The sequence below is a fragment of the Pseudonocardia benzenivorans CB1190 genome (assembly GCF_000196675.2).
GTDB lineage: Bacteria > Actinomycetota > Actinomycetes > Mycobacteriales > Pseudonocardiaceae > Pseudonocardia > Pseudonocardia benzenivorans.
This window is the reverse complement of record NC_015312.1, coordinates 3,432,321-3,454,811: the sequence shown is the minus strand read 5'-3', so window position 1 is coordinate 3,454,811 and position 22,491 is coordinate 3,432,321. Positions and strand designations below refer to the sequence as shown.

Annotated in this window: 18 protein-coding genes; 7 read left to right on the top strand and 11 right to left on the bottom strand. The window is 71.9% G+C overall.

What is annotated here, in order from left to right; genetic code table 11:
- The 5 genes from PSED_RS16275 to PSED_RS16255 are packed head-to-tail and all read right to left on the bottom strand — an operon-like array spanning position 1 to position 6,193.
- Complete coding sequence (locus PSED_RS16275; protein WP_013675348.1) at positions 1 to 1,824, bottom strand: hydantoinase B/oxoprolinase family protein; 1,824 nt, start codon at positions 1,822 to 1,824, stop codon at positions 1 to 3.
- Positions 1,821 to 3,914, bottom strand: coding sequence for a hydantoinase/oxoprolinase family protein (locus PSED_RS16270; protein ID WP_013675347.1), 2,094 nt, complete (start codon positions 3,912 to 3,914; stop codon positions 1,821 to 1,823). The genes PSED_RS16275 and PSED_RS16270 overlap by 4 nt, the downstream gene beginning before the upstream one ends.
- Positions 3,914 to 4,258, bottom strand: coding sequence for a hypothetical protein (locus tag PSED_RS16265; RefSeq protein ID WP_013675346.1), 345 nt, complete (start codon positions 4,256 to 4,258; stop codon positions 3,914 to 3,916). The genes PSED_RS16270 and PSED_RS16265 overlap by 1 nt, the downstream gene beginning before the upstream one ends.
- Complete coding sequence (locus tag PSED_RS16260) at positions 4,245 to 4,706, bottom strand: pyridoxamine 5'-phosphate oxidase family protein (protein WP_013675345.1); 462 nt, start codon at positions 4,704 to 4,706, stop codon at positions 4,245 to 4,247. The genes PSED_RS16265 and PSED_RS16260 overlap by 14 nt, the downstream gene beginning before the upstream one ends.
- Positions 4,703 to 6,193: a flavin-containing monooxygenase gene (locus tag PSED_RS16255; protein WP_013675344.1), complete on the bottom strand. Its 1,491-nt coding sequence runs from the start codon at positions 6,191 to 6,193 to the stop codon at positions 4,703 to 4,705. The genes PSED_RS16260 and PSED_RS16255 overlap by 4 nt, the downstream gene beginning before the upstream one ends.
- A 203-nt stretch (positions 6,194 to 6,396) precedes the next feature.
- On the opposite strand from PSED_RS16255, the gene PSED_RS16250 reads away from it, so the two are divergent.
- The 5 genes from PSED_RS16250 to PSED_RS16230 all read left to right on the top strand — a co-directional run bounded on the left by PSED_RS16250 (position 6,397) and on the right by PSED_RS16230 (position 11,436).
- A complete protein-coding gene (locus PSED_RS16250) occupies positions 6,397 to 7,158 on the top strand; it encodes a GntR family transcriptional regulator (protein WP_013675343.1) in 762 nt (253 codons plus the stop codon).
- Positions 7,159 to 7,254: 96 nt separating this feature from the next.
- Entirely contained in the window at positions 7,255 to 7,878 is a 624-nt protein-coding gene (locus tag PSED_RS16245) for a TetR/AcrR family transcriptional regulator (protein WP_013675342.1), read from the top strand.
- A 60-nt stretch (positions 7,879 to 7,938) separates the two neighbouring features.
- Entirely contained in the window at positions 7,939 to 8,556 is a 618-nt protein-coding gene (locus PSED_RS16240) for a TetR/AcrR family transcriptional regulator (RefSeq protein WP_013675341.1), read from the top strand.
- 260 nt (positions 8,557 to 8,816) lie between these two features.
- Positions 8,817 to 10,304, top strand: coding sequence for an MFS transporter (locus PSED_RS16235; RefSeq protein WP_013675340.1), 1,488 nt, complete (start codon positions 8,817 to 8,819; stop codon positions 10,302 to 10,304).
- Between the two features lie 214 nt (positions 10,305 to 10,518).
- Positions 10,519 to 11,436 carry an SDR family NAD(P)-dependent oxidoreductase gene (locus PSED_RS16230; protein WP_013675339.1) on the top strand — a complete coding sequence of 306 codons (918 nt, stop codon included), beginning with the start codon at positions 10,519 to 10,521 and terminating at the stop codon, positions 11,434 to 11,436.
- 368 nt (positions 11,437 to 11,804) lie between these two features.
- Here the strand turns inward: PSED_RS16230 and PSED_RS16225 are convergent, their stop codons facing one another.
- The 5 genes from PSED_RS16225 to PSED_RS16205 form a co-directional block, all read right to left on the bottom strand.
- Complete coding sequence (locus tag PSED_RS16225; protein ID WP_013675338.1) at positions 11,805 to 12,830, bottom strand: alpha/beta hydrolase; 1,026 nt, start codon at positions 12,828 to 12,830, stop codon at positions 11,805 to 11,807.
- Between the two features lie 91 nt (positions 12,831 to 12,921).
- Positions 12,922 to 14,160, bottom strand: a complete 1,239-nt coding sequence (locus PSED_RS16220; RefSeq protein WP_013675337.1) for an amidohydrolase family protein — start codon at positions 14,158 to 14,160, stop codon at positions 12,922 to 12,924.
- 7 nt (positions 14,161 to 14,167) lie between these two features.
- On the bottom strand, positions 14,168 to 15,982 hold the full coding sequence (locus tag PSED_RS16215; RefSeq protein ID WP_013675336.1) for a flavin-containing monooxygenase: 1,815 nt from the start codon (positions 15,980 to 15,982) through the stop codon (positions 14,168 to 14,170).
- A 123-nt stretch (positions 15,983 to 16,105) separates the two neighbouring features.
- Positions 16,106 to 17,242, bottom strand: a complete 1,137-nt coding sequence (locus tag PSED_RS16210) for a carboxylesterase family protein (RefSeq protein ID WP_013675335.1) — start codon at positions 17,240 to 17,242, stop codon at positions 16,106 to 16,108.
- Between the two features lie 1,084 nt (positions 17,243 to 18,326).
- Positions 18,327 to 19,478 carry an LLM class flavin-dependent oxidoreductase gene (locus PSED_RS16205; protein ID WP_013675333.1) on the bottom strand — a complete coding sequence of 384 codons (1,152 nt, stop codon included), beginning with the start codon at positions 19,476 to 19,478 and terminating at the stop codon, positions 18,327 to 18,329.
- 255 nt (positions 19,479 to 19,733) lie between these two features.
- Here PSED_RS16205 and PSED_RS16200 point away from each other — a divergent pair, with 255 nt between their 5' ends.
- Positions 19,734 to 20,612 (top strand): SMP-30/gluconolactonase/LRE family protein, encoded by an 879-nt coding sequence (locus PSED_RS16200; RefSeq protein ID WP_013675332.1) that lies wholly within the window; start codon positions 19,734 to 19,736, stop codon positions 20,610 to 20,612.
- Between the two features lie 10 nt (positions 20,613 to 20,622).
- Entirely contained in the window at positions 20,623 to 21,912 is a 1,290-nt protein-coding gene (locus PSED_RS16195) for an LLM class flavin-dependent oxidoreductase (protein WP_013675331.1), read from the top strand.
- Positions 21,913 to 21,920: 8 nt separating this feature from the next.
- Here PSED_RS16195 and PSED_RS16190 read toward each other — a convergent pair whose 3' ends face one another.
- The gene (locus PSED_RS16190; protein WP_013675330.1) at positions 21,921 to 22,478 is read right to left on the bottom strand and encodes a TetR/AcrR family transcriptional regulator; all 558 of its coding nucleotides are present in this window, start codon (positions 22,476 to 22,478) and stop codon (positions 21,921 to 21,923) included.
- Between the last annotated feature and the right edge of the window lie 13 nt (positions 22,479 to 22,491).

The window sequence follows — 22,491 nt, the reverse complement described above, 5'->3', positions numbered from 1 at the left end:
TCACTCCTCGCTCACACCCTCACGGAGCCTGCTGGTCTCCGCCTCGTCCACCTGCCCGTCGCGCACGGCGACCCCGTAGACCTCCCGGGCCCGCCCGGGGGTGATCCAGCCCTCGCGCACGTCGTGGGCCACGCTCGCCGCGTCCCGCGTGCGAGGCGGGCCGTAGCCGCCGCCCCCGCAGCTCTCCGACACCACCGTCTCCCCCGGCGCCAGCTCGACCAGCCCGCTGACCGGTAGCTCCTGCAGCGTTCCGTCGGCCCGGCGCAGGAGCTGCCGAGCCACCGCGCCCGCGGTGCCACCCGCGGCCCCCGCGGCCGGATGCACCGCGCCGTCGCTGCCGTAGCTCACGGTCAACGGGGCCGTCGTCGGCCCGTACTCGACCAGCGCGCCCGGCGCGCCCCGGAACGCGCCCGCCCCTTCGGTGTCGGGGAGGATGCGCTGCTGCGCGACACGGATCGGATGGTGGATCTCGTCGATCTCCACACTGTCACGCAGCATCATCCCGGCGTTGCCCGCGTGCCCGAAGGTCAGCCAACCGTCCGCCCACGGAGACCCCGGCCCACCGGTCACCCCGGGGAACAGGATCTGGTTCACGAACGGGGTCCCGCCGGTGCGCGGGTCGACACCGGAGATCACCGCCCACGCCGGCGGCTGCACCAGCCCCGCCTCGGCCATCCCCACCCCCGGCCCGAGCTCGGCGATCGCGCGCTGCACCAGGTTCGTCACCCGGTCCGCGACATTCGTCGTCGCCACCGAGCAGCTGGCCGGGTGCCGAGGGATACCCACGACGCAGTTCTCCCGCAACAGCACCTCGACCCGCCGCAGGCTGCCCGCGTTCGCCGGCACCGACACCGGCAGCGAGTTGAACACCCCGACCAGCGCCGAGCTGGCCGACGTGCTCTCGGTCAGGTTCAGCCCACACGGCTGACAGTCCGGGTTGTCCCGCAGGTCCACGCTCACCCGGCCCGCGGCCGGGTCGACGTCCACGGTCACCGAGACCGGGACCCCGTCGGGCACCCCGGGGAACGGATCGTGCGCACCGCCCAGGGTGAGCCGCCCACCCGGCAGCCCCGCGATGGCCTCGGCGACCCGCTGCTCGGAGAAGTCGAACCACTCCCGCGCGTAGCGGTCCAGCTCGTCCCAGCCGACGTCGGCGGCGAGCTTCTCGACCTCCCGCTCCCCGATCCGCGCCGCCCCGACCATGGCCAGGTAGTCACCCCACCACTGGTCCGGCACCCGGATCCGCATCCGGCACATCCGGATCACGTCGTCGACGTCGGTGAACTCACGCTGCACCCGCACCGCGGGAAAGATCAGCGCACCCTCCTCGTAAACGTCGACGGCCGAGGTCGAGTACGTCGTCGGCGTCCCGTTACCGCAGTCGGCCTGATGCGCCTTCACCAGCACCGTGAACCGGTGCCGGCCCGCCGGGTCGACCACCGGCACGAGGATGCAGTGATCCGCGGCGTGGGAGTTGCCGTGATAGGGCGAGTTGTGCAGGTAGGCATCCCCGCGGCGCAGGTCCGGATGCTGCTGCGCGGTGTAGGCGGCCATGAGATCCGGGCCGCGCATGACGTGCACCGGCAACGACTCCGCCGTCGCGAGCAGCTGCGCGTCCCCGGTCAGCACGCAGCAGGAGAAGTCGCGGGCGGTGTTGATGACGCCGGACCGGGCAGTCCGCGCGAGGGTGTTCGCCATCGCCCGCACCACCTGCTCCATCCGGCTGGTCAGCACCGCCAGCTGCAGCCCGTCGAGGGTCCCCCCGGTCCCCTCGGCCCCCTGGGTCTTCTGGGTCTTCTGGGTCTTCTGGTTCTCCTGGGTCATCGGTCGGCTCCGTTCCGCCGCAGGATCAGCGCTCCGGTCGAGGCCCGGGTCGCGGTCGCGCCCGGGTCGACGACGACCACCGTCACCGGCGTCTCCACGATCGCGGGACCGGCGACCACCTCCCCCGCCGCGATGTCGTCATGCGCCCGGACCACGGCGTCGAACCGGCCGTGCCCCGGGAAGTGGACCGGCCGGCTGCGGGGTGCCCGCGACCGCGCGGGACCGCTCTCGACCTGACCCAGCGGGGTGCTGCGGGTGCGGCACGAGGCCCGGACCCGCCAGCCGACGACCTCCACGACCGAGGTGGGGTCGCTGATCGCGAACAGCTTCTCGTGCATCTTGTGGAAGGCGTCGGCGAGCGCCTCGACGTCCGCCGCGGTGGCGATCCGCAACGTCGGCAACGGCACCTCCACCTCCCACACCTGGTGCGGATAGCGGGCGTCGGCGAACAACCGCACGTCGGCGAGCTCGCCGGCCACCCCGGTCGAGGCGACGAACTCCCTCGCGCGCTGCACCAGCCCGTCGATCACCGCCCCGACCCGGTCGTGGTCGAACTCGTGCGTGCTCGCCGGACACGCCGCCGCGAAGTCCGACGAGAGATCCGAGATCGCCGCCCCCGCCGCGCTGAGCACGCTGCCGGTGTCCGGGATGACCGCCGCAGCACAGCGCAGCCGCGACGCGATGGCGACCGCGTTGAACCCGCCCGCCCCACCCCCGGCGACCAGCACCGCCGCGGCCGGATCGATACCCTGGGCCACCGTGGTGTCCTCGATCGCGCGCACCATGTGCTCGGTCGCCAACTCCATGACCGCCGCGGCGGCCTGCACCGTCGTGAACCCCAACGGCGCCGCGATCCGCTCCGCGATCGCCCGCTCGGCCGCCGCGATGTCCAGCGTCACCCGCCCGCCCAGGAAGTACCCCGGGTCCAGGTAGCCCAGCACCACGGCGGCGTCGGTGACCGTCGGTTCCGTGCCGCCCTGGCCGTAGCAGACCGGACCCGGCCGCGCCCCCGCACTACGCGGGCCGACGGTGAGCAGCCCGGACACAACCGCGGCGATACTCCCCCCGCCCGCCCCGACGCTCTTGATGTCGATCGAGGGCAACCCGGTCATGTGACTCAGATACGGCGCACCCAGCCACGACTCACGGGTGAACGACACGTCCCCGTCACGGACCACGCCGATGTCGTAGCTGGTGCCACCGGTGTCGGTGACCAACACCGTCTGATGCCCCGTCGTGCGGTCCACCACGTCGCGCCCGGCGATCGGCGCCATCGCCGGACCGGACCCGATCACGTGCACCGGCGCCGCCGCCACCGCCGCGGAGTCCATCACCCCACCCCCGGAGGTCACGATGAGCAGCCGGCCGACCAGCCCCTCCGCGCTCAGCCTGCGCTTCATGTCCTCCAGATAAGCGGTCATCAACGGCTTGAGCGACGCGTCGAGCACGGTGGAGCAGGCCCGCCGGTACTCCCGCACGATCGGGTTGAGCCGGTGCGAGAGCGTGTACGGCACACCGGGCGCGTGCTGCTCGACCAGCTCGCCGACCCGCACCTCGTGGGCGGGGTTCGCCACCGACCACAGCAGGCAGACCGCGATCGCCTCCACCCCGGCCGCCACGATCTCCCGCAACTGCGCGACCAGCGCCGCCTCGTCCAACGCCGTCACCACCGCGCCGTCCGCCCCGACCCGCTCGGTGACCTCCCAGGTCAGCGCGCGCGGCACCAGCGGAGCAGGGTACGGGCGGGTGAAATCGAACGGATCCACCCGCCCACCCTCACGGAACAACAAGACATCCGGGTGCCCACGCGTGGTCAGGAACGCCGTCCGGGCCGTCGTCCCGGTCAGGATCGCGTTCAGCGCGCGGGTGGTGCCGTGCACGAACGTGTCGGTGCCGGCCAGCAGGTCCCGTCGGCCGATGCCGATCTCCGCCGCCGCGAGGTCGACGGCGGCGAGGATGCCCTGGATCGGGTCGTCGACCACCGTGGGGCTCTTCACGATGTGGACCCGCTCGGTCCACCGGTCCTCCAGAACCAGATCGGTGAACGTCCCACCCATGTCGGTAGCGATGGTGTACCGGTCCCCGGCCATCAGTTGTCGTCCTCCCGAACGGGGGCAGGGATCTTGCCGAAGTCGAAGCTGATCGTGCGGTCCACGACGACGTGGTCGCCCGCGAGGCGCCCGAGCACGAGCGCGGCCCGCACGCCCGAGTAGGAGGGCTCCCGTTCGTAGGCCACGCAGACCTGCGTGCCGTCGGGCGGGAGGGGGCGCGCGGTGGCCGCGGTGAGTGCGACGCCTGTCCCCAGCCCGCGGCTGCCGACCAGGATCGCGGTGGGGTCGCCGTGCTCGTCGAGGTGCGCCAGCACACCGGCCTCCTCGTCCTGGACGAACGCGTCGACCTCGGCCGGGGTCATCCGGACGTCATGCCTGGGCATCGGTGGCCTCCAGCAGGGTCACGTCGGTCAGGGGCACCCGGAACCAGCGCCGCCGTCCGTTCAGCGACCAGATGGGGTCGCCGGGGACGGGTGCCGTCACCCCCGGGAGCAGGTAGGCGGGTTCAACGGTGGCGGGAGGCGGGTCCGCGTCCTCAGGGAGCAGTTCGGCCCGGCCGCGCACGAGCACACCGGGCGGGCGCGGCGCGCCTGCCCCGCACTCGACCACCACGACGGCGACCGCCGGGTGGCGGATCATGTTCCGCGCCTTCGCGGACTTGAGGTAGGTGTTCATCCAGAGCCCGTCCGCGCGGTGGAACACCGAGATCGGGTGCACGACGGCAGCGCCGGCCGCCGTCCGGGTCGCGAGGAAGCCGCGCGTGCCCGCCTGCAGGATCGCGTGCGCGCGATCCTGCGCCTCACGAGCCGTCCTGCTCGCCGCGCCGGTCATGACGGGTCCGCGAGGGTGACCGTGAAGGCGGCGAGATCGTCCTCGCGAGTCATCCGGTCGTACTCGACGACCGTGTACGGGCACTGGGTGACGACCCGGCCCGACGGCGCGCGGTAGTAGCGGCTGCCCTCGACCTGCCAGGCCCGCACCGCCCCGATGTCGGCCTGGACCTGCGCGTTGTACGCGGCGACGACCTCGGGCCGGACCTCCATCGCGCGCACATCGTTCTTGAGCACGTAGACCGTCTTGCCGACGATGTAGCGGGCCTGCGTCTCGAGCTTGTCGATGATCGAGCCGCCGTTGGTGTTGGGCCCGTAGAGCATGAACAGGTTGGGGAAGTTCTCGACGGTCATGCCCAGGTAGGCGTAGGCCCCCTCGGCCCACTGGTCGCGCAGCGCGGTCCCACCGCGGCCGACGACGTCGACGACCGAGAGGAACCTGTGGGCGTGGTAACCGGTGGCGAGCACGATGTGGTCTGCCGGGTGCTCCCGGCCGTCCGCGGTCCGGATCCCGTTCGCGGTGACCTCCGTGATCGGGCTGGTCACGAGCGTGACGTCCGGCCGGTTGAAGGCCTCGTAGAACTCCGAGGAGAGCAGCGGCCGCTGCGCGCCGAGCTGGGCGGTGGGGCGCAGGGCCTCCCGGACCGCGGGGTCTCGGACGGTGTCGAGGTTGGCGAGCGCCTTGGCCGCCTGCTCGGCCGTCTTGGCCTCGTTGTTCAGGTCGGCGAACAGCTCGTCCAGCTCGCGGGCGGCCTGCGCACGCCCCGCCTCGACGACCGACCGGTCCACACGGCGGCTGCGCTTGTCCTCCTCCGTGTAGCGGCCGTGGTCCTTCGGGAAGACCCAGTTCGACGTGCGCTGGAAGACGGTCAGGTGCCCGGTGTGCGGGGCGATGGTCGGTACGACCTGGGTGGCGCTGGCCGCGGTCCCGACGACCGACACGCGGCGGCCGGCGAGGAACCCGAGATCGGCGTCCGGCCACTCCGCGGTGTGGGTGACCGGCCCCGTGAAGGTGTCCAGGCCGGGGATGGCGGGCACGACGTGCTCGTTGAACATGCCCACCGCACCCACCAGGACCCGCGCGATCCAGCGCCCGCCCCGCGAGTCGACGATGGTCCAGCGGGCGCTCTCGTCGTCCCATCGTGCCGAGACCACATGGGTGTCGAGCCGGATCGCGTCCCGGACGCCGAACCGGTCGACGGCCGCCTCCAGGTACTCCACGATCTCCGCACGGGTGGCGAACGGTCGTTCCCACTCGTGGTCGAGGAAGAAGCTGTAGGAATACAGGTCGGTCGGGACGTCGCAGGACAGGCCTGGATAGCGGTTGTTGAACCAGGTCCCGCCGACGCCGGCGGACTTCTCCAGGACCACCACGTCCTCGATCCCGGCCTGGCGCAGCTGGATCGCGGTGCAGATCCCACCCGGCCCGGCACCGATCACGACCACGTCCGTACCGACCTCAACGGCCTCGCCGCTGTTCGCTCCCACGAGGGCGCCTCCTGCTCGTCCGGATTGAGAACGGACGATAGCTAGTCGGATTCAGTCACGTCAAGATTGGATCCAGATATGACGCCTTCGGATCGGCACGGCCCGCCCGGGTGCCCTTCGACGGCCCGACAGAACGGGCTCCGACGGGCATACGTCCTGAGTTGCCTTGATGTATCCACGACGCAACGTTTAGGATCCAGTCCGTGGGAGTCGTCGATCGAAAGGATGTCACGGCCGGCCGCGGCACGACAGCGCGGCGGGCGGACGATCACGACCTCGTCGACTCCCTGGTCGCGGTGCTCCAGGAGCGGATCAACGCCGGGCAGATCCCCGTGGGCAGCTGGCTGCGACAGGAGGCCCTGGCGAAGGACTTCGGCGTCAGCCGCATGCCGGTCCGCGAGGCCTTGCGGCAGCTGCAGGCACGGGGTGCCGTCGAGCTGATCGCGAACCGTGGCGCGCGGGTGCGGCTGCCCTCGACCCTCGACATCATCGAGGTCTACGAGCTGCACGCGATCCTGCAGGGGCACGCGGGCGCGGCGGCCGCGGAGCTGATCACCTCCGAGCAGCTCGACCGGCTCGCGGCGGCCGACGCGATGTTCCGCCGGGCGGTCGAGGAGCTGCGCACCGCGGACGGCGACACCTCGCCGGCCCAACAGCTGTGGCAGGAGGCGAACACCGACTTCCACCACGTGGTCATCGAGGCGGGCGGCAACAGGCACCTCTCCGTGGTGCTCGAGACCCTGCACCACAAGGTGCCCCACAATCTCACCTGGCTCGCCCTGGGCAACGACGTCCGCCGGCTCGAGAAGGACGCGGCGGAGCACGCCGGGATCCTCGAGGCCATCGGCCGCGGGGACGCCGCGACGACCCGTGCCCGGCTGACCGAACACGTCCGACGCGCGAGCGACCTGCTCGTCCGCAGGGTGGACGAGATCGGGCGGGCCGGTTCCGCGCGCCGCCGGTGAGGCCGGTCGGCGCCGCACTCCCCCTCTGAACAGTGCTGTCCACGGGTCGCCCGGTCCTAGACTCGGCATTCCGCGACACCGGCCGAGGGACGAGGGATGACGAAGATCCGCAGCAGGCAGCAGCTCGTCGAGGCGGCGGCCGAGGTGTTCGCCGACAAGGGCTACGCGGCGACCCGGATCGAGGACATCGCCGCCGCGCTCGGCGTCATGCAGGGCAGTCTCTACTACCACGTGGGCAGCAAGGCGGCACTGCACCGGCTGGTGGTGCTGCATCACCTCCGCCTGCTGACCGCGGGGCTCGACGCGATCGTCGCGTCCTCGGCCGAGCCCGCGCAGAAGCTCCGGTCGGCCATCCTGGGCCACCTCGCACACGCCGAGCAGCACCTGATCGAAGCCCCGGACTGGTTCAGCGACCCCACGCGCTCGGCGGACATCACCGAGGACGAGATCGCTGAGCACCGCGAGGCGGTGCTGCGCTACCGCGCCGGCTGGGCGGCGATCGTCGAGGAGGGCATGGCCCGTGGCGAGATCGCGGCGGGCACGGATGCGACGGCCGTCGCCATCTCACTCGTGAGCATGTGCGACTACGTGTCGTACTGGTTCCGACGCGACGGCGCCCGACGGATCGAGGAGGTCGCGGCGCTGCAGCACGAGATCGTCTGGTCGGGGATCTCCGCACCTCGCGTCGACGCGGACCGGCCCTCCACTTCTCGAGGCTGATTCGAATCGCGGCTATGCTGCAGCCGTCGCCAGCGAGGCGGGGGTGGGGGCGCAGACCGGATGACCAAGATCCGCAACCGGCAGCAGGTCGTCGACGCCGCCGCGAAGGTGTTCGCCGACAAGGGCTACGACAACGCCCGAATCGAGGACATCGCCAAGGAGCTCGGTGTCCTGCAGGGCAGTCTGTACTACCACGTCAGCAGCAAGGCGGCACTGCTCCGCCTCGTGACCCGCCAGCAGTTCACCGAGGTCGTGGTCACGCTGGAGAAGGTCGCGGCGGGCCGGGAAGCCGCGCGGGACAAGCTCAAGAAGGCCATCCGGGCACAGCAGCGCTACGTCGACCGGCACCGCACTGCCTCGCCCCGCTGGTTCACCGACGCGCACGACCCGCGCCGCACCGAGATCGAGGCGGAGGAGGACGCGCGCCTGCTCTCCCGCTACCGCGAGGCCTGGAAGTCGATCCTCAAGGACGGCATCGCCGCAGGTGACATCTCCCCGTCGATCGATCCCACGGTCACCGTGCTGACGTTGCTCGGCATGTGCATCGCCCCCGCGGCCTGGCCGCCGCCGGGGCCGGGCCGCGCCCCCGGCACGCTGGCCGCCCTCCAGCTCGACATGATCTGGTCGGGCCTGTCGGCCGGGCCCGCCGCGGACCCGGACGGCGTCGCTCCGGCCTGAGCGAGGAGGCGTCGGCCGGGGCCTCCGCGCTCCGCCGGACCGTGTCGGACTCCTGACCTCGACGTCGCTTGACCCGGTTCGTGTCGCATGCCATATTTCGAAGGCGATTCGAATTGATGGCGGGTAGGCCAACCCTGGCGTTCGGTACCCGTACGGCTCTGCCCGGAGTGGACGCGCCGCCGCTGACGGCCGGCGGTCCACGCCGTTCCCCGTCCCGCCCGCACTCCTCGGGCCCGGCGTCTTCCGTCGAGAGGATCAGCATGCCCACGCACGGTGTCCCCACGTCGAACGATCCACCGGCCGCACCGGACGGCGCCCTCACCGCGGGCGCGGTCGCCGCGGAGCCGCGCGGCTCGCTGACGACGCTCGTCCTGCTGGTGCTCGGCGTCTTCTCCTATCTCACGATGGAGATGATGGTCGCTCCGATCGTCCCGTTCGTGCAGCAGGAGCTCGGGATCACCCCGTCCCAGAGCGCCTGGATGCTGACGGGCCTGCTCGTCGTCGGCGCCGTCTGTCTCCCGCTGGCGACCCGGTACGCCGACATCGCCGACAAGAAGAAGGTCTTCCTGGTCGTCCTCGGACTCTCCGGGATCGGTGCGGCCATCGCCGCTCTCGCCACGACCGCTCCCCTCCTGATCGCCGGTCAGATGCTCCAGGGCGTCGGCGTCGCGGTCGTTCCGATCGCCATCGGCATCATGCGCGACAGCCAGCCCCTGAGCAGGGCCCGCACCGCCAACACGATCTTCGTCGTCAGCGGTGGCCTCGGTGCCGCGGTCGCATATGTGGCCGTCGGCCCGATCGTCACCCACCTGCACTACTCCTACATCTACTGGTTCCCGACGATCGTCATCGCCGCCGTGGTACTGGTCGGTCTGCGCGCTCTTCCCAGCTGCCCGCCGGTCGCCGGTGGCACGGTCGACTGGACCGGCGCGGTGCTCCTCGGCGCCGCCCTGGTCGCGCTGCTGCTCGGTCTGACGTTCCCCACCAGCCTGGGCTGGGGTTCTCCGCTCGTCCTGGGCCTGCTGGTGCTGACGATCGCGCTGCTCGCGGTGTTCGCGGTCGTCGAGCGCCGGCACCCGTCCCCGTTGGTCGACCTGCGCGGACTCGCCGAACGTGAGGTCCTCGGCGTCATGTCGATCAACACGGCGCACTCGATCGCCACCTTCGTGATGTACGTGATCCTGCCGACCCTCGCCCTGCTGCCGGTCGCGATCGGGTACGGCATGGGCGGCGACGCCTCGACCGCGGGCCTCGTCCTGCTCCCGTACGCCCTGCTGGTCGTCGTGGCCGGACCGACCGCACAGCGGCTCGAGCCGCTGCTGGGGCGCCGCGGCACCATGATTCTCGGTGCCGTACTGATCGTCGCCGCCGGTCTGGTGCTGCTCGGGATCGGCAGCGCGCCGTGGACGCCGTACCTCTGCTCCGCGTTGATGGGCCTCGGTCTGGGCATCGGGTTCACCCAGTCGCTCAACACGATCGTCCGGGTCGTGCCCGCGGAGCGCGTCGCCAGTGCCAGCGGCGCGGTCTACGTCGTCCGGTCGGTCGGCGGCGTGCTGGGCGGCCAGATCGCCGGGGCCATCCTCTCCGCAGGCCTGACCGCCGCCGGCGCGCCCTCGTGGGGCGCGATCCTCGCCAACGTCCTGCTCATCGTCGCGCTCGGCGTGGTCAGCATCGGCCTGAGCTACCTGCTGGCGAGCCGGCGTTCCACGGCGACGGCCGCGGCCGTCCTGACGCCTGCGCAGGCCTGACCCCTGCCGGGTCGGGGCCCGCTGTGCAGAGCGGCGTCGGGAAGGGTCCGTGCTTCCCGACGCCGTCGTGGACCCGCCGCCCCGCAGGAGACCTACCCGTGACGGGCGCCGGCCGGCCCGTCGCGGCTGCTCCACCGCACCCCGGCGCGCCGTGAGCCGCCGGATCCGCATCCCCGCCGGCGTCCGACCGGCGACACGAGAGGACGACACCACGATGGCCGACGACTTCCTGAGGGATGTGCTGGAGAAGCACATCGCGGAGGGCTCCGACAACACGATCTGGTGGGACGAGGAACGGATCCCGCTCCACACCATCGACCAACGCGTCACGGACGTGATGAGCCTGAAGGGACGCAAGGCGGTCGTGACCGGTGGTGCCGGGATCAACCTGGGACAGGCCATCGTGAACCGGCTCGCCGGGCTCGGCGCCGACGTCGCGATCGTCGACCAGGAACCGGAGAAGGCGGCGGCGCTGCAGGTGTCCTGGGGTCGTCGCCCCGGCCCCTCCGCCGAGGAGCTGGCCAAGACCGTCGCCGACCGTTGGGGCGTGGAGGCGGTCGGGATCTACGGGGACGCCCTCGACCCCACCGGGATCCGGGCGATCCTGGCGGAGGCGAACGAGCGGCTGGGCCGGATCGACATCCTGGTCAACAGCGCGGTGGCGACGTACGTGGGCGAACTGGCCACGGTCACCCCCGAGCAGATCGACAGCGCGATCGCAGGGACGCTGGCCGCGCCGATCCACTCGTGCCGCGCGGTCCTCGACTACATGATCCCCCAGCGCTACGGCCGCATCGTCAACATCGGTTCCGAGGCGAGCCGCACCGCCCTGCCCGACCTGGGCCTCTACGGCACGCTCAAGGCCGGCGTCGCCGAGTTCAACCGTCACCTCGGCAAGGAGGTCGCGAAGTACGGCGTGTTCGTGAACGGGGTCAACGCGGGCAGCATGTGGGGCCCGAACCGTGAGCTGCTGCCGGACACGTGGCAGACCCTCTACGACCACGGCCGGACCGCGATCCAGCGCTACCAGCTGCCGGAGGAGGTCGCCAACATGGTGGCGTTCCTGGCCTCGGACGCGGCCAGCTCGATCGTCGGCACCACCGTCGACGTCGGCGGTGGGATGTCGCTGTGACGACCTCCGGCGAGCTCCTCGACGAACCGCGGGGTCTCCACGCCTCCACCGGAGGCTCCGGACCGCGGACACGGTGAGCTCGCCGGACGGAGGTGCCGTGTCCGTCCGTCTGCCCTGCACGCCGCGACGCCGGCGGCGCAGGGCAGGCGGGCGGCGAGGCATCCCGCTCCCGACGTGTACCCCGACGTCGACACACAGTTCACCGGTGGGACGTCGGGGATCGCGGCCGCCGTGCGGGGCTCCCCGTCGCCGCGGAGGCGGTCGCGCCGGTGCGCGGGCGTACCCGCACGGCGATCCCGCGGACGGCGTCGCCGGTGCGGATGGCGACCCCGTCCGCGGGATCTCGGATCGGTCCTCGCCGGGGACGGTCAGCCGGCCCGCAGGACGCGGGCCAGCCACGCGGTGCGGCGCTCGACCGCCGCGACCGAGATCGCGGCGTCGGGCGCATAGATCTCGAAGCAGTGATAGGCGCCCGGCCACACGTGCAGCTCGGCGTCGCCACCGGCGGCCCAGATGCGGCCGGCGTAGCCCACGGCCTCGTCGCGGAAGGTGTCCACCGAGCCGACGTCGACGAACGCGGGGGGCAGGCCGGCGAGGTCGGTCGCCCGGGCCGGGGCGGAGTACGCCCCGACCGCCGGGCCGCCGCAGCGCGCGCCGAGCCGGGCGCGCCAGGCGGTGCGGTTGGCCGTGCGGTCCCAGACACCGACGCCGTCGAGCTGGCGGCTGGCCGGGGTGAGCTCCCGGTCGTCGAGCATCGGGCACAACAACAGCTGCCCGACGGCCCGGGGGCCACCGCGGTCGCGGGCCAGCAACGCGGTCCCGGCGGCGAGCCCGGCGCCGGCGCTGTGCCCGGCGAGCACGATCCGGGACGGGTCGATCGCCAGCTCCGCAGCGTGCTCGACGGTCCACACCAGACCCGCGTAGCAGTCCTCCACCGCCGCGGGATCCGGGTCGGCCGGAGCCAGCCGGTAGTCCACGGAGACGACGGGCACGCCGAACTCCCGCGCCCAGGCCAGCGGCAGGTCGAGGCCGAACCGGTGGTCGCCCAGGACGACCCCGCCCCCGTGGATCCAGTAGAGCGCCGCAGCACCGCGTGGGGTGCCCGGCGGGCGCGCCACGAGCAGCTCCAGGTCGGGGACGCCGCTGCGGGGCACCGTCACGGTCCGGATCGCGACGCCGTGCCGCTCGGCGATGACAGTGAGCGGCTCCGCGCCGGCGGCGACGGCCTCGCGCAGCGGGCCCAGCATCTCCGGGGTGACGGTCGTCGGGACGTCCGGGGTCGCCGCCAGGACGGCGGCGAGCTCGGCGTCGAGGGGTGGGTGCAGCGCCGAGGGAGCCCCGGTGGCGCCGTTCCCGCGCGGGCCGCCCGCGGTCGTACTGTCCACTGTCCTCATTCCGTCCGGTCCGCGTGTCGCGTCGTCCGCAGGAGTCCTGTCGGCCGACCACGACGGGGCCCGCGCACCTCGCACACCGTTCGACGACCGGTCACCCGAGCTCGAGCGGGCGACCGTCGGCGTCCAGGTCCTGGTCGAAAGGCAGCTGGAAGAGGCGGATGGCGTTGCCGCGCACGATTCGGTAGGTGACGGCCGGGTCCACGCCGGCGAACTGGTCGGCGAGGTGGCTGCGGGTGTGCGGGTACGGGCCGTCGCTGTGCGGGAAGTCGACCTCGAACATCAGGTTGTCGACGCCGATGTGCTCGGCGCTCGCGATCGCGTGCTTGTCGGCGAAGATGCAGCCCCACATGTTGCGCCGCACGTAGGTCGAGGGCTTCTCCTTGAGCTTCTCCTCCCCCAATGCCCAGGTGTGGTGGGCGTAGGCGTGGTCCATCCGCTCCATGGCGTAGGGGATCCAGCCGGCCTGCCCCTCGGAGTAGGCGAGCTTGAGGCGAGGGAACCGGTCGAGCACGCCGGAGAAGACGAAGTCCGCCATCGAGGCGTAGGAGTTCGCGAACTGCATGACCGGCAGCAGCAGCAGGGGGGCCCGCGGCGGGAGCGGCATCAGCAGTGACGACGAGCCGATGTGCATGCAGACCACCGTCTCGGTCTCCTCGCATGCGGCGAAGAACGGGTCCCAGTTGCCGCCGTGGATGTCCGGGTAGCCCAGGTGCCCCACGACCTCGCTGAAGGCGACCGCGTGCACACCACGGGACGCGTTGCGCCGGACCTCCTCCGCAGCCAGCCGGGCGTCCCAGAGCGGCACGACCGGGACCGGGACCAGCCGCCCGCCCGAGTCGCCGGCCCACTCCTCGACCTGCCAGTCGTTGTAGGCACGGATCAACGCCACACCCAGCTCGCGGTCGTTCTCGGTCTCCTCGCTGAACGCCTGCCCGCAGAACCGTGGGAACGAGGGGAAGCCGAGCGACGCCTCGACGCCCTGCTCGTCCATGGCCTGCATCCGGGCCTTCGGGTCGTAGCAGGCGGGGTCCATCTCGTCGAAGGTGACGGGCTCCTTGTCGCGCAGCTCGGCCGACGTCTCGACGTCCTTGAGCACGACGACCGCGCGCCGCGGCACGTACACGGACTTGCCGAACACCCAGACGTCGCTGGGCATGCCGTCGGGGTCCTCCTCGTAGCCGAAGAGGTCGGTGTCCATGCTGATCATCCGCCGCTCGACGCGCGGGGCCCCGTACCGGAACTTCGCCGGTAGCCACTGCTCGAACAGGTGCGCGGGCTCGACCAGGTGGTCGTCGACAGAGATGATCTTGGGAAGCTCGGACGAGCTCATCGGTTCCTCACCCTCGGGTAGTGCTGCCGGACGGGACGGTGCCGTCGGGAAGCGGTGATCCGTCGAAGACGAGGCCCCGGTAGCGGCCCTCGGCACGCCACTGCTCCACGATCCGCTCGAAGCGCCACACACCGGGCGCGTAGGGACCGTTGCGACGGAAGGCCTCGACGTTCGGGTTGCCTTCGTTGTTGTAGTAGCCCGGCGTGCAGGTGGCGAGGAACTCGCCGTTGCGACGGGCGGACTCGATCACGTGCTGTACCCAGTCCTCCTCGGCCTCCTGCTCGACGTCGACGGCCCCGGCGCCCGCGGCCCGCGTGGTCGCGACGACGTCCGCGATGTGTCGTGCCTGCACGTCCAGGAGGTGGGTCTGGTTCGAGGAGATTCCTGCCTGGTTGATGGCGACGATGAAGAAGTTCGGGAACCCGTGCGTCTGCATCCCGTAGAGCGTCGAGATGCCCGCGGAGAACTTCGCGCTCAGCGTGGCGCCGTGCCGCCCGACGACGTCGTAGCCGAGCCGCCGCGAGAACGGCACGCCGACGTGGAAGCCGCTGGCGAAGACGATGCAGTCGACCTCGTACTCGATACCGTTGGCGACGACGGCGGTCCCGGTGATCTTCTCGACGCCCTGGCCGTCGGTGTCCACCAACGTCACGTTGGGCCGGTTGAAGGTCGGCAGGTACTCGTCGTGGAAGGTCGGACGCTTGCACAGCGCCCGGTAGTACGGCTTGAGCGCCTCGGCGACCTCGGGGTCCTCGACGACCTCGTCGACCCGTGCCCGCACGGCCTCCATGACCTCGAAGTCCACGTCCTCGTCGAGCACCCCGCCGTGCAGCGCGCGGTTGCGGAAGATCCTGGTCCAGCCGTCGTTCACGAGATCCTCCCCGACCTCCTCCCCCGCGATGAACCCGGAGAAGTTGCGGACGCGCTCGCGCTGCCAGCCCGGCTCCAACGTCGCGACCCACCGCGGGTCCGTCGGCCGGTTGTCCCGGACGTTGACCGCGGAGGGCGTGCGTTGGAAGACGTAGAGGTGTTCCGCGCTCGCGCCGAGGTGCGGGACGGCCTGGATCGCCGTGGCGCCGGTGCCGATGATCGCGACCCTCTTGTCGGCCAACCCGGTGAGGTTCCCGTAGGCGTCCCCGCCGGTGTACGCGTAGTCCCACCGCGTCGTGTGGAAGGAGTGCCCCTCGAAGTTCTCGATCCCGGGGATACCCGGGAGCTTGGGCAGGTCCATCGATCCCGCGGTCATCACGACGAACCGGGCGCGGAACCGGTCACCCCGGTTGGTGGTCACGGTGTAGCGCTGCTCCGCCTCGTCCCAGCGCACGTCGACGACCCCGGTGTGCAGCAGGGCGTCCCGGTAGAGGTCGAAGTGCCGCGCGATCCGCCTGCAGTGCTCGTGGATCTCCGGGCCCTTGGCGTAGCGCTCGGTGGGGATGTACCCCGTCTCCTCCAGCAGCGGCAGGTAGATGTACGACTCGGTGTCGCACGCCGCGCCGGGGTACCGGTTCCAGTACCAGGTCCCGCCGACGTCACCGCCCTGCTCGATCAGCCGCACGGTCGCGACGCCGGCCGCCCGAAGCCGGGAGCTCACCAGCAGGCCGCCGAACCCGCCACCGATGACCGCGACCTCGACCGCGTCCGTGACGGGTTCGCGCTCGACCACTTCGGTGTACGGGTCGACCAGGTAGTGCTCGAGCTCGTCGGTGATCCGGCGGTACTGGGCGGATCCGTCGGGTCGCAGCCGCTTCTCGCGTTCCTGCCGGTACTTCTCACGCAGGGCGTCCGCATCGAAATCGGGATCGGTCCGGTACTGCTCAGTCACGAGGGGCGTCCTTTCGCCGCGCGGGCGGCGTCGGTGTCGCGCGGGGTGCCTGGCGCGCAGGATGTCGACGTACTTCGACGATGTCGGGGAGGCCGCCACGGCCCGGGTGGCGGGCGATCGGCGTCACCGGGCAGCGCCGAGGTCGAGCGGCTGCCAGCCGATGAGGGACCGGAGGAGCGCAGTCGCTTCCGGGTCGTCCGCCGGCGCGGGGTCACCGGTGCGCACGAAGGCCCCGAAGGCACCGCCATACCCCTCCCCCGACCTGTGCGGCGTACGGACCACCGCCGTCGAGAAGCGCTCGGCAGGTCGATCCTGGCCGCACCGCCAGACCGTCCACATCGTCAGCCCGGCGCCGCGCTCGGCGCAGGTGCTGCCGACCAGCACGTCGACGGAGGTCGGGGCGGTGTGCAGCAGCTCGGTCAGGTCGCCGAAGGGGAGGTCGTCGTGGGCCACCAGGCCGAACGGCAGGTGACCCTCCGGTTGGCCGAGCGCCGCCTCGGCCCGGACGATCGCCTCGGCGTCGATCTCGCGCAAATCCCCCCGCGCGGCAGGATCCGCCTCGAGGACGTCGAGGAACGCGGCACCGACCCGTGCAGCTTGCGCCGGGGTCTGGACCCGGATCGGCGGGGCGCCGACCGGCAGCACCAGCCGCCGCACGAGCGGGCTGGTGCGAGGCAGGCCGGCGAGCAGCGCGGCGGCGTGCGCGCCCTCCCCCCGCCCGGAGACCGTGATGGTCGTGGGGTCCCCACCGAACGCCCGGGCATGCGTCGCAACCCAGGTCAGGGCCTCCATCTGGTCCAGGAGTCCGAAGTTGCCGTTGCCGAACCCGTCCCGCAGCGCGGTGAGATCGAGATAGCCCAGCGCGCCGGTGCGGTGGCGCGGCGCGACCACGACGACCCCGTGCTCGGCTGCGAGGCCCGCGCAGAACCTGCGCGACCAGCCGTCATGAGCCCTCCGCTCGTCGTCGAGCCACACGAGCACCGGTCGATCTGCCGCGTCCACCGGGGTCCAGACGTCGAGCGTGAGCCGGGTGGCCTCGACGAACGCGGCACCGAGGCCACCTCGGAGGGAGCCACCGAGCGGCGACCACGAGTCGGAGCGCGGGCAGGGCGCCGGCGGGGCAAAGCGCAGGAAGCTCACCGGCGGAGCGGCGTACGGGAGCCCGCAGAACGCGCGGACCTGCGGGAACCTCCGGTGTCGCCTTCCCTGGACGGGCCCCTCGGACAGGGCCACCGTCGGTGTGGCGGTCAGGTACGGCACGGCGGCCTCCTTTCCGTCACCGAGCAGACGACGGGCGGATCCGCCTCGTCGGTCCCTCGAGCGACGACACCACGATAGCGATCGGATTCATTGATGTCTATATTGGATCCCATACGTGGCAACGCACTACCTCCCGCCCGAACCGCCGTGAGAAAGCGGGGGCTCCCCCCGATTCGTGGGAGCATACGGAGTGCCACCCCACTTGTCGAGACCGCCGTCACAGGCCTTTACGCCCGCACCCTCTGCCAGAGCGGGGCACCCCATTCGCGCCGGGCAGCAGGTGAAGACGGGCGGGTCGAGCAGGATCGCGCCGCGGAACCGGCCGCCGCGCTGCGGCGCTGCGCCGGATCGGCCGACTCCGCGCACGCGCTCGAACGCCGCTCGCCCGGGTCTCGTGCACTGCACGCCCACCCCTCGGGCCTACTCTCCGGCATCCCCTGGCCGGGGCCTGCCCCGGGGGCGCTCATTCCGAGGTCGCGGGGGTGCCGTCGGAGAGCAGGTCGATCCCGCCGGGTTCCCCGGCGCCCGACGGGTCGAGGGTCTCGCGGGGCGAGCCCCGGAGACAGGTCGCGGGGCGGCATCCCTTCCCCGCGCGCCCGGCCGGCCGGTCGCGGTCGCAACGAGGCCGCGAGCCCGCATGCGAAGCGGCGCAACGCCACGGCCCGGCCCACCCCCACGGCGCCGCGCCCAAGGCCCGACGCACCGCCCGCCCGCGGCGTCGGGCCGGAGTGCAGCCGGGCCGAACTCCTCCCCCGGCGGCGCCTCGATCGCGAGGAGCCACGCAGTCGCCCAGGACGAAGCTGCGGCCGATCGGCCGAGCGCCGGCGGTGTCGCGCGGCAGGTGCGGGCGCGACACCCGAGTGCAACCTGACGGTCGTGAACCGGCCGACACGCAGCACTGCGGTTGCGCCCCACATCCGGAGCGCAACCTGACCGTCGCGAACCGGCCGACACGCAGCACCGGGGTTGCGTCCCGCACTACGAGAGCAACCGTCCGGCGGCGTGGCAGCGGGTGCTCGCTGGTTGGTCGGGCGGCGAGGTTCGCCTCGACGGCCAGGCCCGGTACGGCAGCGTCCCGGTGGCGTCACTCCCCGCGCAGGTTCTCCGGCAGTGGGGCGTCGAGGGCGTGCATCCGCGGGAGCACCTCGGCGGCGAAGAGCCGCATCGAGCGCTCGGCGGTCTCCGCGGACATACCGCCGAACCGCGGGTTGACGATGAACTCGACCGCGCCGGTCTTCTGCTGGATGAACCGCAGCTTCTCGACGACCTGGTCCGGTGTGCCCCAGGCCTGCGGGCGCGCGGCGAACTCCAGCATCTGCGCGTCCTTCGCCGGGTCGGTGCCCGGGCCGAGGTAGGGCGGCACCGTCGCGTAGTGCTCGTAGCCCTTGACCCCGATGAACTGTGACGGGTCGTCGAGGCCGTACTGCTTGGCGCTGCTGTTGTAGCTCTCCAGCATGTGCTTCGACATGACCGCCCAGGCCTCCTCCTCGGTCTCGAAGCAGGCGAGCATCACCTGGACCGAGGGCTGGGTGGGTTCGAGACCGTTGGTTCGCCGGATCTTGTTGACCTGCTGGATGTCCTCGGCGTACTCGTCCCAGCTCTTCGTGTTCGTCATGATCACGCCGTTGCCGGAGTTCGCCACGATCGGCAGCGTCTCGGGGCTCTGCCAGGCGATACGCATCCGCTCGAGCAGCCGCTCGGGATTGCGGAACCCGGGCCGGATCGAGGTCTCGGGGATCTGGAAGTACTCACCCTCGAAGGAGAACCACTCGTTGGTCAGCGCCCGGCGCAGGATCTCCAGCGACTCGGCGAACCGGCCGCGAGCGTCCTTCATCGGCACCCGGAACCGGTCGAACTCGTGCTTGGCCGCACCCCGGCCGAGGCCGATCGTGAGCTGCCGACCCTGCAGCATGTTGTCGAGCACGCTGATCTGGTCGACGACCGCCAACGGGTCGTACCAGGGCAGGACGACGACGATCGAGCCGAACTCCAGCCGCGAGGTCTTCCCGGCCATGTAGGTGAGGTGCTGCAGCGCCCCGCCGGTCATCGCGTACGGGCTGAAGTGATGGTCGACGGCCCAGTAGGAGTCGAACCCGAGGGGCTCGACGAGCCCGGCGAGGTGGAGGTCCTCCTCGTAGATCTGCTGGTCGGTCACCGCCGGCGGGCCGGGCCGCCTCGACTTGAAACGGTCCCAGTCCGCGTAGTTCTGGAAGTAGAGATGGACACCGATCTTCATGGTCACTTCCTCGACGAGTCCGACGATGGGCCGCGGGCGGAGTGGTTGCCGAGGGCTCAGGCGCAGCAGCAACTCGAATCCGATTTGAATCTGGCCGAGCCAGCGTCGCAGGCGCCTGCATCCGCGTCAAGACCGTAACGGGGGACTACCCCACTTGACGGCGCCGCCGCTGCGGGTGTTCGATTCCGACTCGTCTTCGAACCTACTCCGGTTCGAAAAACTCGCTTCGACGCTGTCGTCCCAGAGGAGCCCGCGGTGCCCGACCAGACCCTGACGACCACGGCAGACCCGCTGATCGGTGGCCTGCGGTTCGCGGAGGCACCTCGCTGGCACGCGGGGTGGCTCTACTTCTCCGACATCTTCGCCCATCGCGTGCTGCGCGTCGACGAAGCCGGGACCCTGGAGACCGTTCACCAGTTCGACGACGGGGTGCGGCCGTGCGGCCTGGGCTTCCTCCCCGACGGCAGGCTGCTGATCGTGAACATGGCGCGCCCCGAGATCCTCCGGCTGGACGCGCCGGGACAGGTCGCCGTCCACGCCGATCTGTCCCACCTGGCCGTCGGCGGGCTCAACGACATGGTCGTCGACGACCGGGGCCGGGCCTACACGGGCTCGATGGGCACCCACGATCCCGCCGCCCCGCGCCCGGTCGATGCGGACGGCCGGGTCATCCTCGTCGATCCGGACGGGTCCGCGCGCGTCGTCGCGACCGAGGTCGACGACCCGAACGGCCCGGTCCTGCTGCCCGACGGCACCTACGTCGTCGCCTCGTTCCCGTCCGCGCAGCTGATCGGTTTCGACCGCGCCGCCGACGGCACACTGACGAACCGCCGGGTGTGGGCCGAGCTGGCCCCGGGCAGCGCCGACGGCATCGCCGCGGATGGCGCGGGCGCGATCTGGACGGCCTCGCCGTTGCAGGGCGTGGTCCGTCGGGTGCTGGAGGGCGGCGAGATCACCGACGTGGTCACGATCTCCGACGACGTCACCGCGAAGCTGCCGCTGGCGTGCGCCCTCGGCGGCCACGACGGGCGGACCCTGTTCGTGTTGTGCCTGCTCGGCGGGGTGGAGGCGATCGCCGCCGGCACGACCGGGTCCGTCGTCGAGACGGTCCGGGTCACCGTCCCCGTCCGGTAGGGAGACCACTGTGGAGTTCGGGCTCTACTTCGCCCAGCAGCTCCCCCGCCCCTGGGGGCGCGACGCCGAGCTGGACCTGTTCCAGGAGAGCCTCGACCAGGTCGAGCTGGCCGACCGCCTCGGGTACGGCTACGCCTGGGCCCCCGAGCAGCACTTCCTCGAGGAGTATTCGCACTCGTCGGCGCCCGAGCTGTTCCTGGCCGCCGCCGGCCAGCGGACCCGCACGATCCGGTTGGGCCACGCCGTCGTCCTGATGCCCCCGGGGTACAACGAACCGGCGCGGGTCGCCGAGCGGATCTCCACCCTCGACCTGCTCACCCGCGGGCGTGTCGAGTTCGGGATCGGGCACTCCAAGACCCGGGTCGAGCTGGAGGGCTTCGGCGTCGACCCGTTGCTGCGCCACGAGATGTCGCTGGAGGCCCTGGGTCAGGTCACGGAGATGATGGCCCGCGAGCCCTATCCCGGCCACGCCGGCACGCACTTCTCCATGCCGGCCCGCAACGTCGTGCCGAAACCCGTGCAACGGCCGCATCCGCCGCTCTGGATCGCCTGCTCGGACGACGAGACGGTCCGGCTCGCCGCCCGGCTGGGGATCGGTGCGTTGGCCCACTCGTTCTTCGACGCGGCCGAGGCGAAGGCTGTCGTCGAGGACTACATCGAGACGTTCAAGCGCGACTGCGTGCCGATCGGGCACACGGTGAACCCGCGGGTCGCCACGATGGTGCCCTTCCACTGCCATCTCGATCCCGAGGTCGCGCGCACCAGGGGTGAGCGGGCCGGGAGCTTCTTCACCTATGCGGTGCGCCATTACCACGTGTTCGGCCGGCATCGACCCGGCGTGACGAACGTGTGGGAGCGATCGGAGGTCGTCCGCGAGGAGCTGGGCGGGTCGATCCCGCACCGCGGCGGCCACGCCATCGGCTCCCCCGCCGAGCTCACCGAGCGGTTGCGCGAGTACCAGGAGGCCGGGATCGACCAGACGATCCTGCTCCACCAGTTCGGGCGGCTGCCCTACGACCAGGTCCGGGAGTCGCTGGAGTTGTTCGCCGCGGAGGTCATGCCCGCGTTCGCCGCCGCGCACGCGGCGATCCGGGCGCGGCGGGACGCGGAGCTGGCCCCCTACGTCGACGCGGCCCTGGCCCGGCGGGAGCGGGCGACGCCGGGAGCGGTCCCGCTCGTCGACGCGTACGGGTTGAGCCGGCCGCCGCTGGAGGATCCCGATGCCCATCCACCCCACGTCCGCGACATCCTGGGCGAGCTCGCGCGGATGGCGGCCGTGGCACGGCGCCTCGACTCCTGAGCGCGCCCTCAGCAGGGGTGGATGCCCGCCAGCGCGAGGCGCACCAGGCGTCGCGCGGTGGCGGAGTCCTTCTCGGTCGCCGTCCCGATCGCGTTCATCAGGGTCATCAGGTCCTGCCCGGTCACCCCGGGCCGCACGACTCCTGCCTCGGCGGCGCGGTCCACCAGGACCTGAAGCTCGTCGATCAGCCGGTCCGTCACACAGATGTCGTCCGCCGAGAGCCCGTCCCCGTCGGGGCCGGCGAGGGCGATCCCGAGGCCGCGGTTGTCCGCGATGTAGGCCGTGGTCTCCTCGATCCAGACGTCGAGCTCAGCGGCCGGGTCCACCCCCGGCTGAGCCGCGGCGTGGCCGCACAGCTGCTCGACGCCCTCCCGGTACACCGCCTCCAGCAGCAGGTGCCGGGAGGGGAAGTGCCGGTGCAGGGTCGCCGAGCCGAGACCCGCGCTGCGGGCGATCTCCTCGAGCGACGCCTGGGCGCCGTCCCGACGGATCAGCTCGGCGGCGGCCGCGATCAGCCGCTCGCGGTTGCGGCGGCCGTCCGCGCGCAGGGTCTTCGTCGCAGGCACGGCGCTCCTCTCC

Excerpts from the sequence above, each read along its gene's own strand:
- PSED_RS16275 (WP_013675348.1), bottom strand. The coding sequence starts at position 1,824 with ATGACCCAGGAGAACCAGAAGACCCAGAAGACCCAGAAGACCCAGGGG.
- PSED_RS16270 (WP_013675347.1), bottom strand. The coding sequence starts at position 3,914 with ATGGCCGGGGACCGGTACACCATCGCTACCGACATGGGTGGGACGTTC.
- PSED_RS16265 (WP_013675346.1), bottom strand. The coding sequence starts at position 4,258 with ATGCCCAGGCATGACGTCCGGATGACCCCGGCCGAGGTCGACGCGTTC.
- PSED_RS16260 (WP_013675345.1), bottom strand. The coding sequence starts at position 4,706 with ATGACCGGCGCGGCGAGCAGGACGGCTCGTGAGGCGCAGGATCGCGCG.
- PSED_RS16245 (WP_013675342.1), top strand. The coding sequence starts at position 7,255 with ATGACGAAGATCCGCAGCAGGCAGCAGCTCGTCGAGGCGGCGGCCGAG.
- PSED_RS16240 (WP_013675341.1), top strand. The coding sequence starts at position 7,939 with ATGACCAAGATCCGCAACCGGCAGCAGGTCGTCGACGCCGCCGCGAAG.
- PSED_RS16235 (WP_013675340.1), top strand. The coding sequence starts at position 8,817 with ATGCCCACGCACGGTGTCCCCACGTCGAACGATCCACCGGCCGCACCG.
- PSED_RS16230 (WP_013675339.1), top strand. The coding sequence starts at position 10,519 with ATGGCCGACGACTTCCTGAGGGATGTGCTGGAGAAGCACATCGCGGAG.
- PSED_RS16225 (WP_013675338.1), bottom strand. The coding sequence starts at position 12,830 with ATGAGGACAGTGGACAGTACGACCGCGGGCGGCCCGCGCGGGAACGGC.
- PSED_RS16220 (WP_013675337.1), bottom strand. The coding sequence starts at position 14,160 with ATGAGCTCGTCCGAGCTTCCCAAGATCATCTCTGTCGACGACCACCTG.
- PSED_RS16205 (WP_013675333.1), bottom strand. The coding sequence starts at position 19,478 with ATGAAGATCGGTGTCCATCTCTACTTCCAGAACTACGCGGACTGGGAC.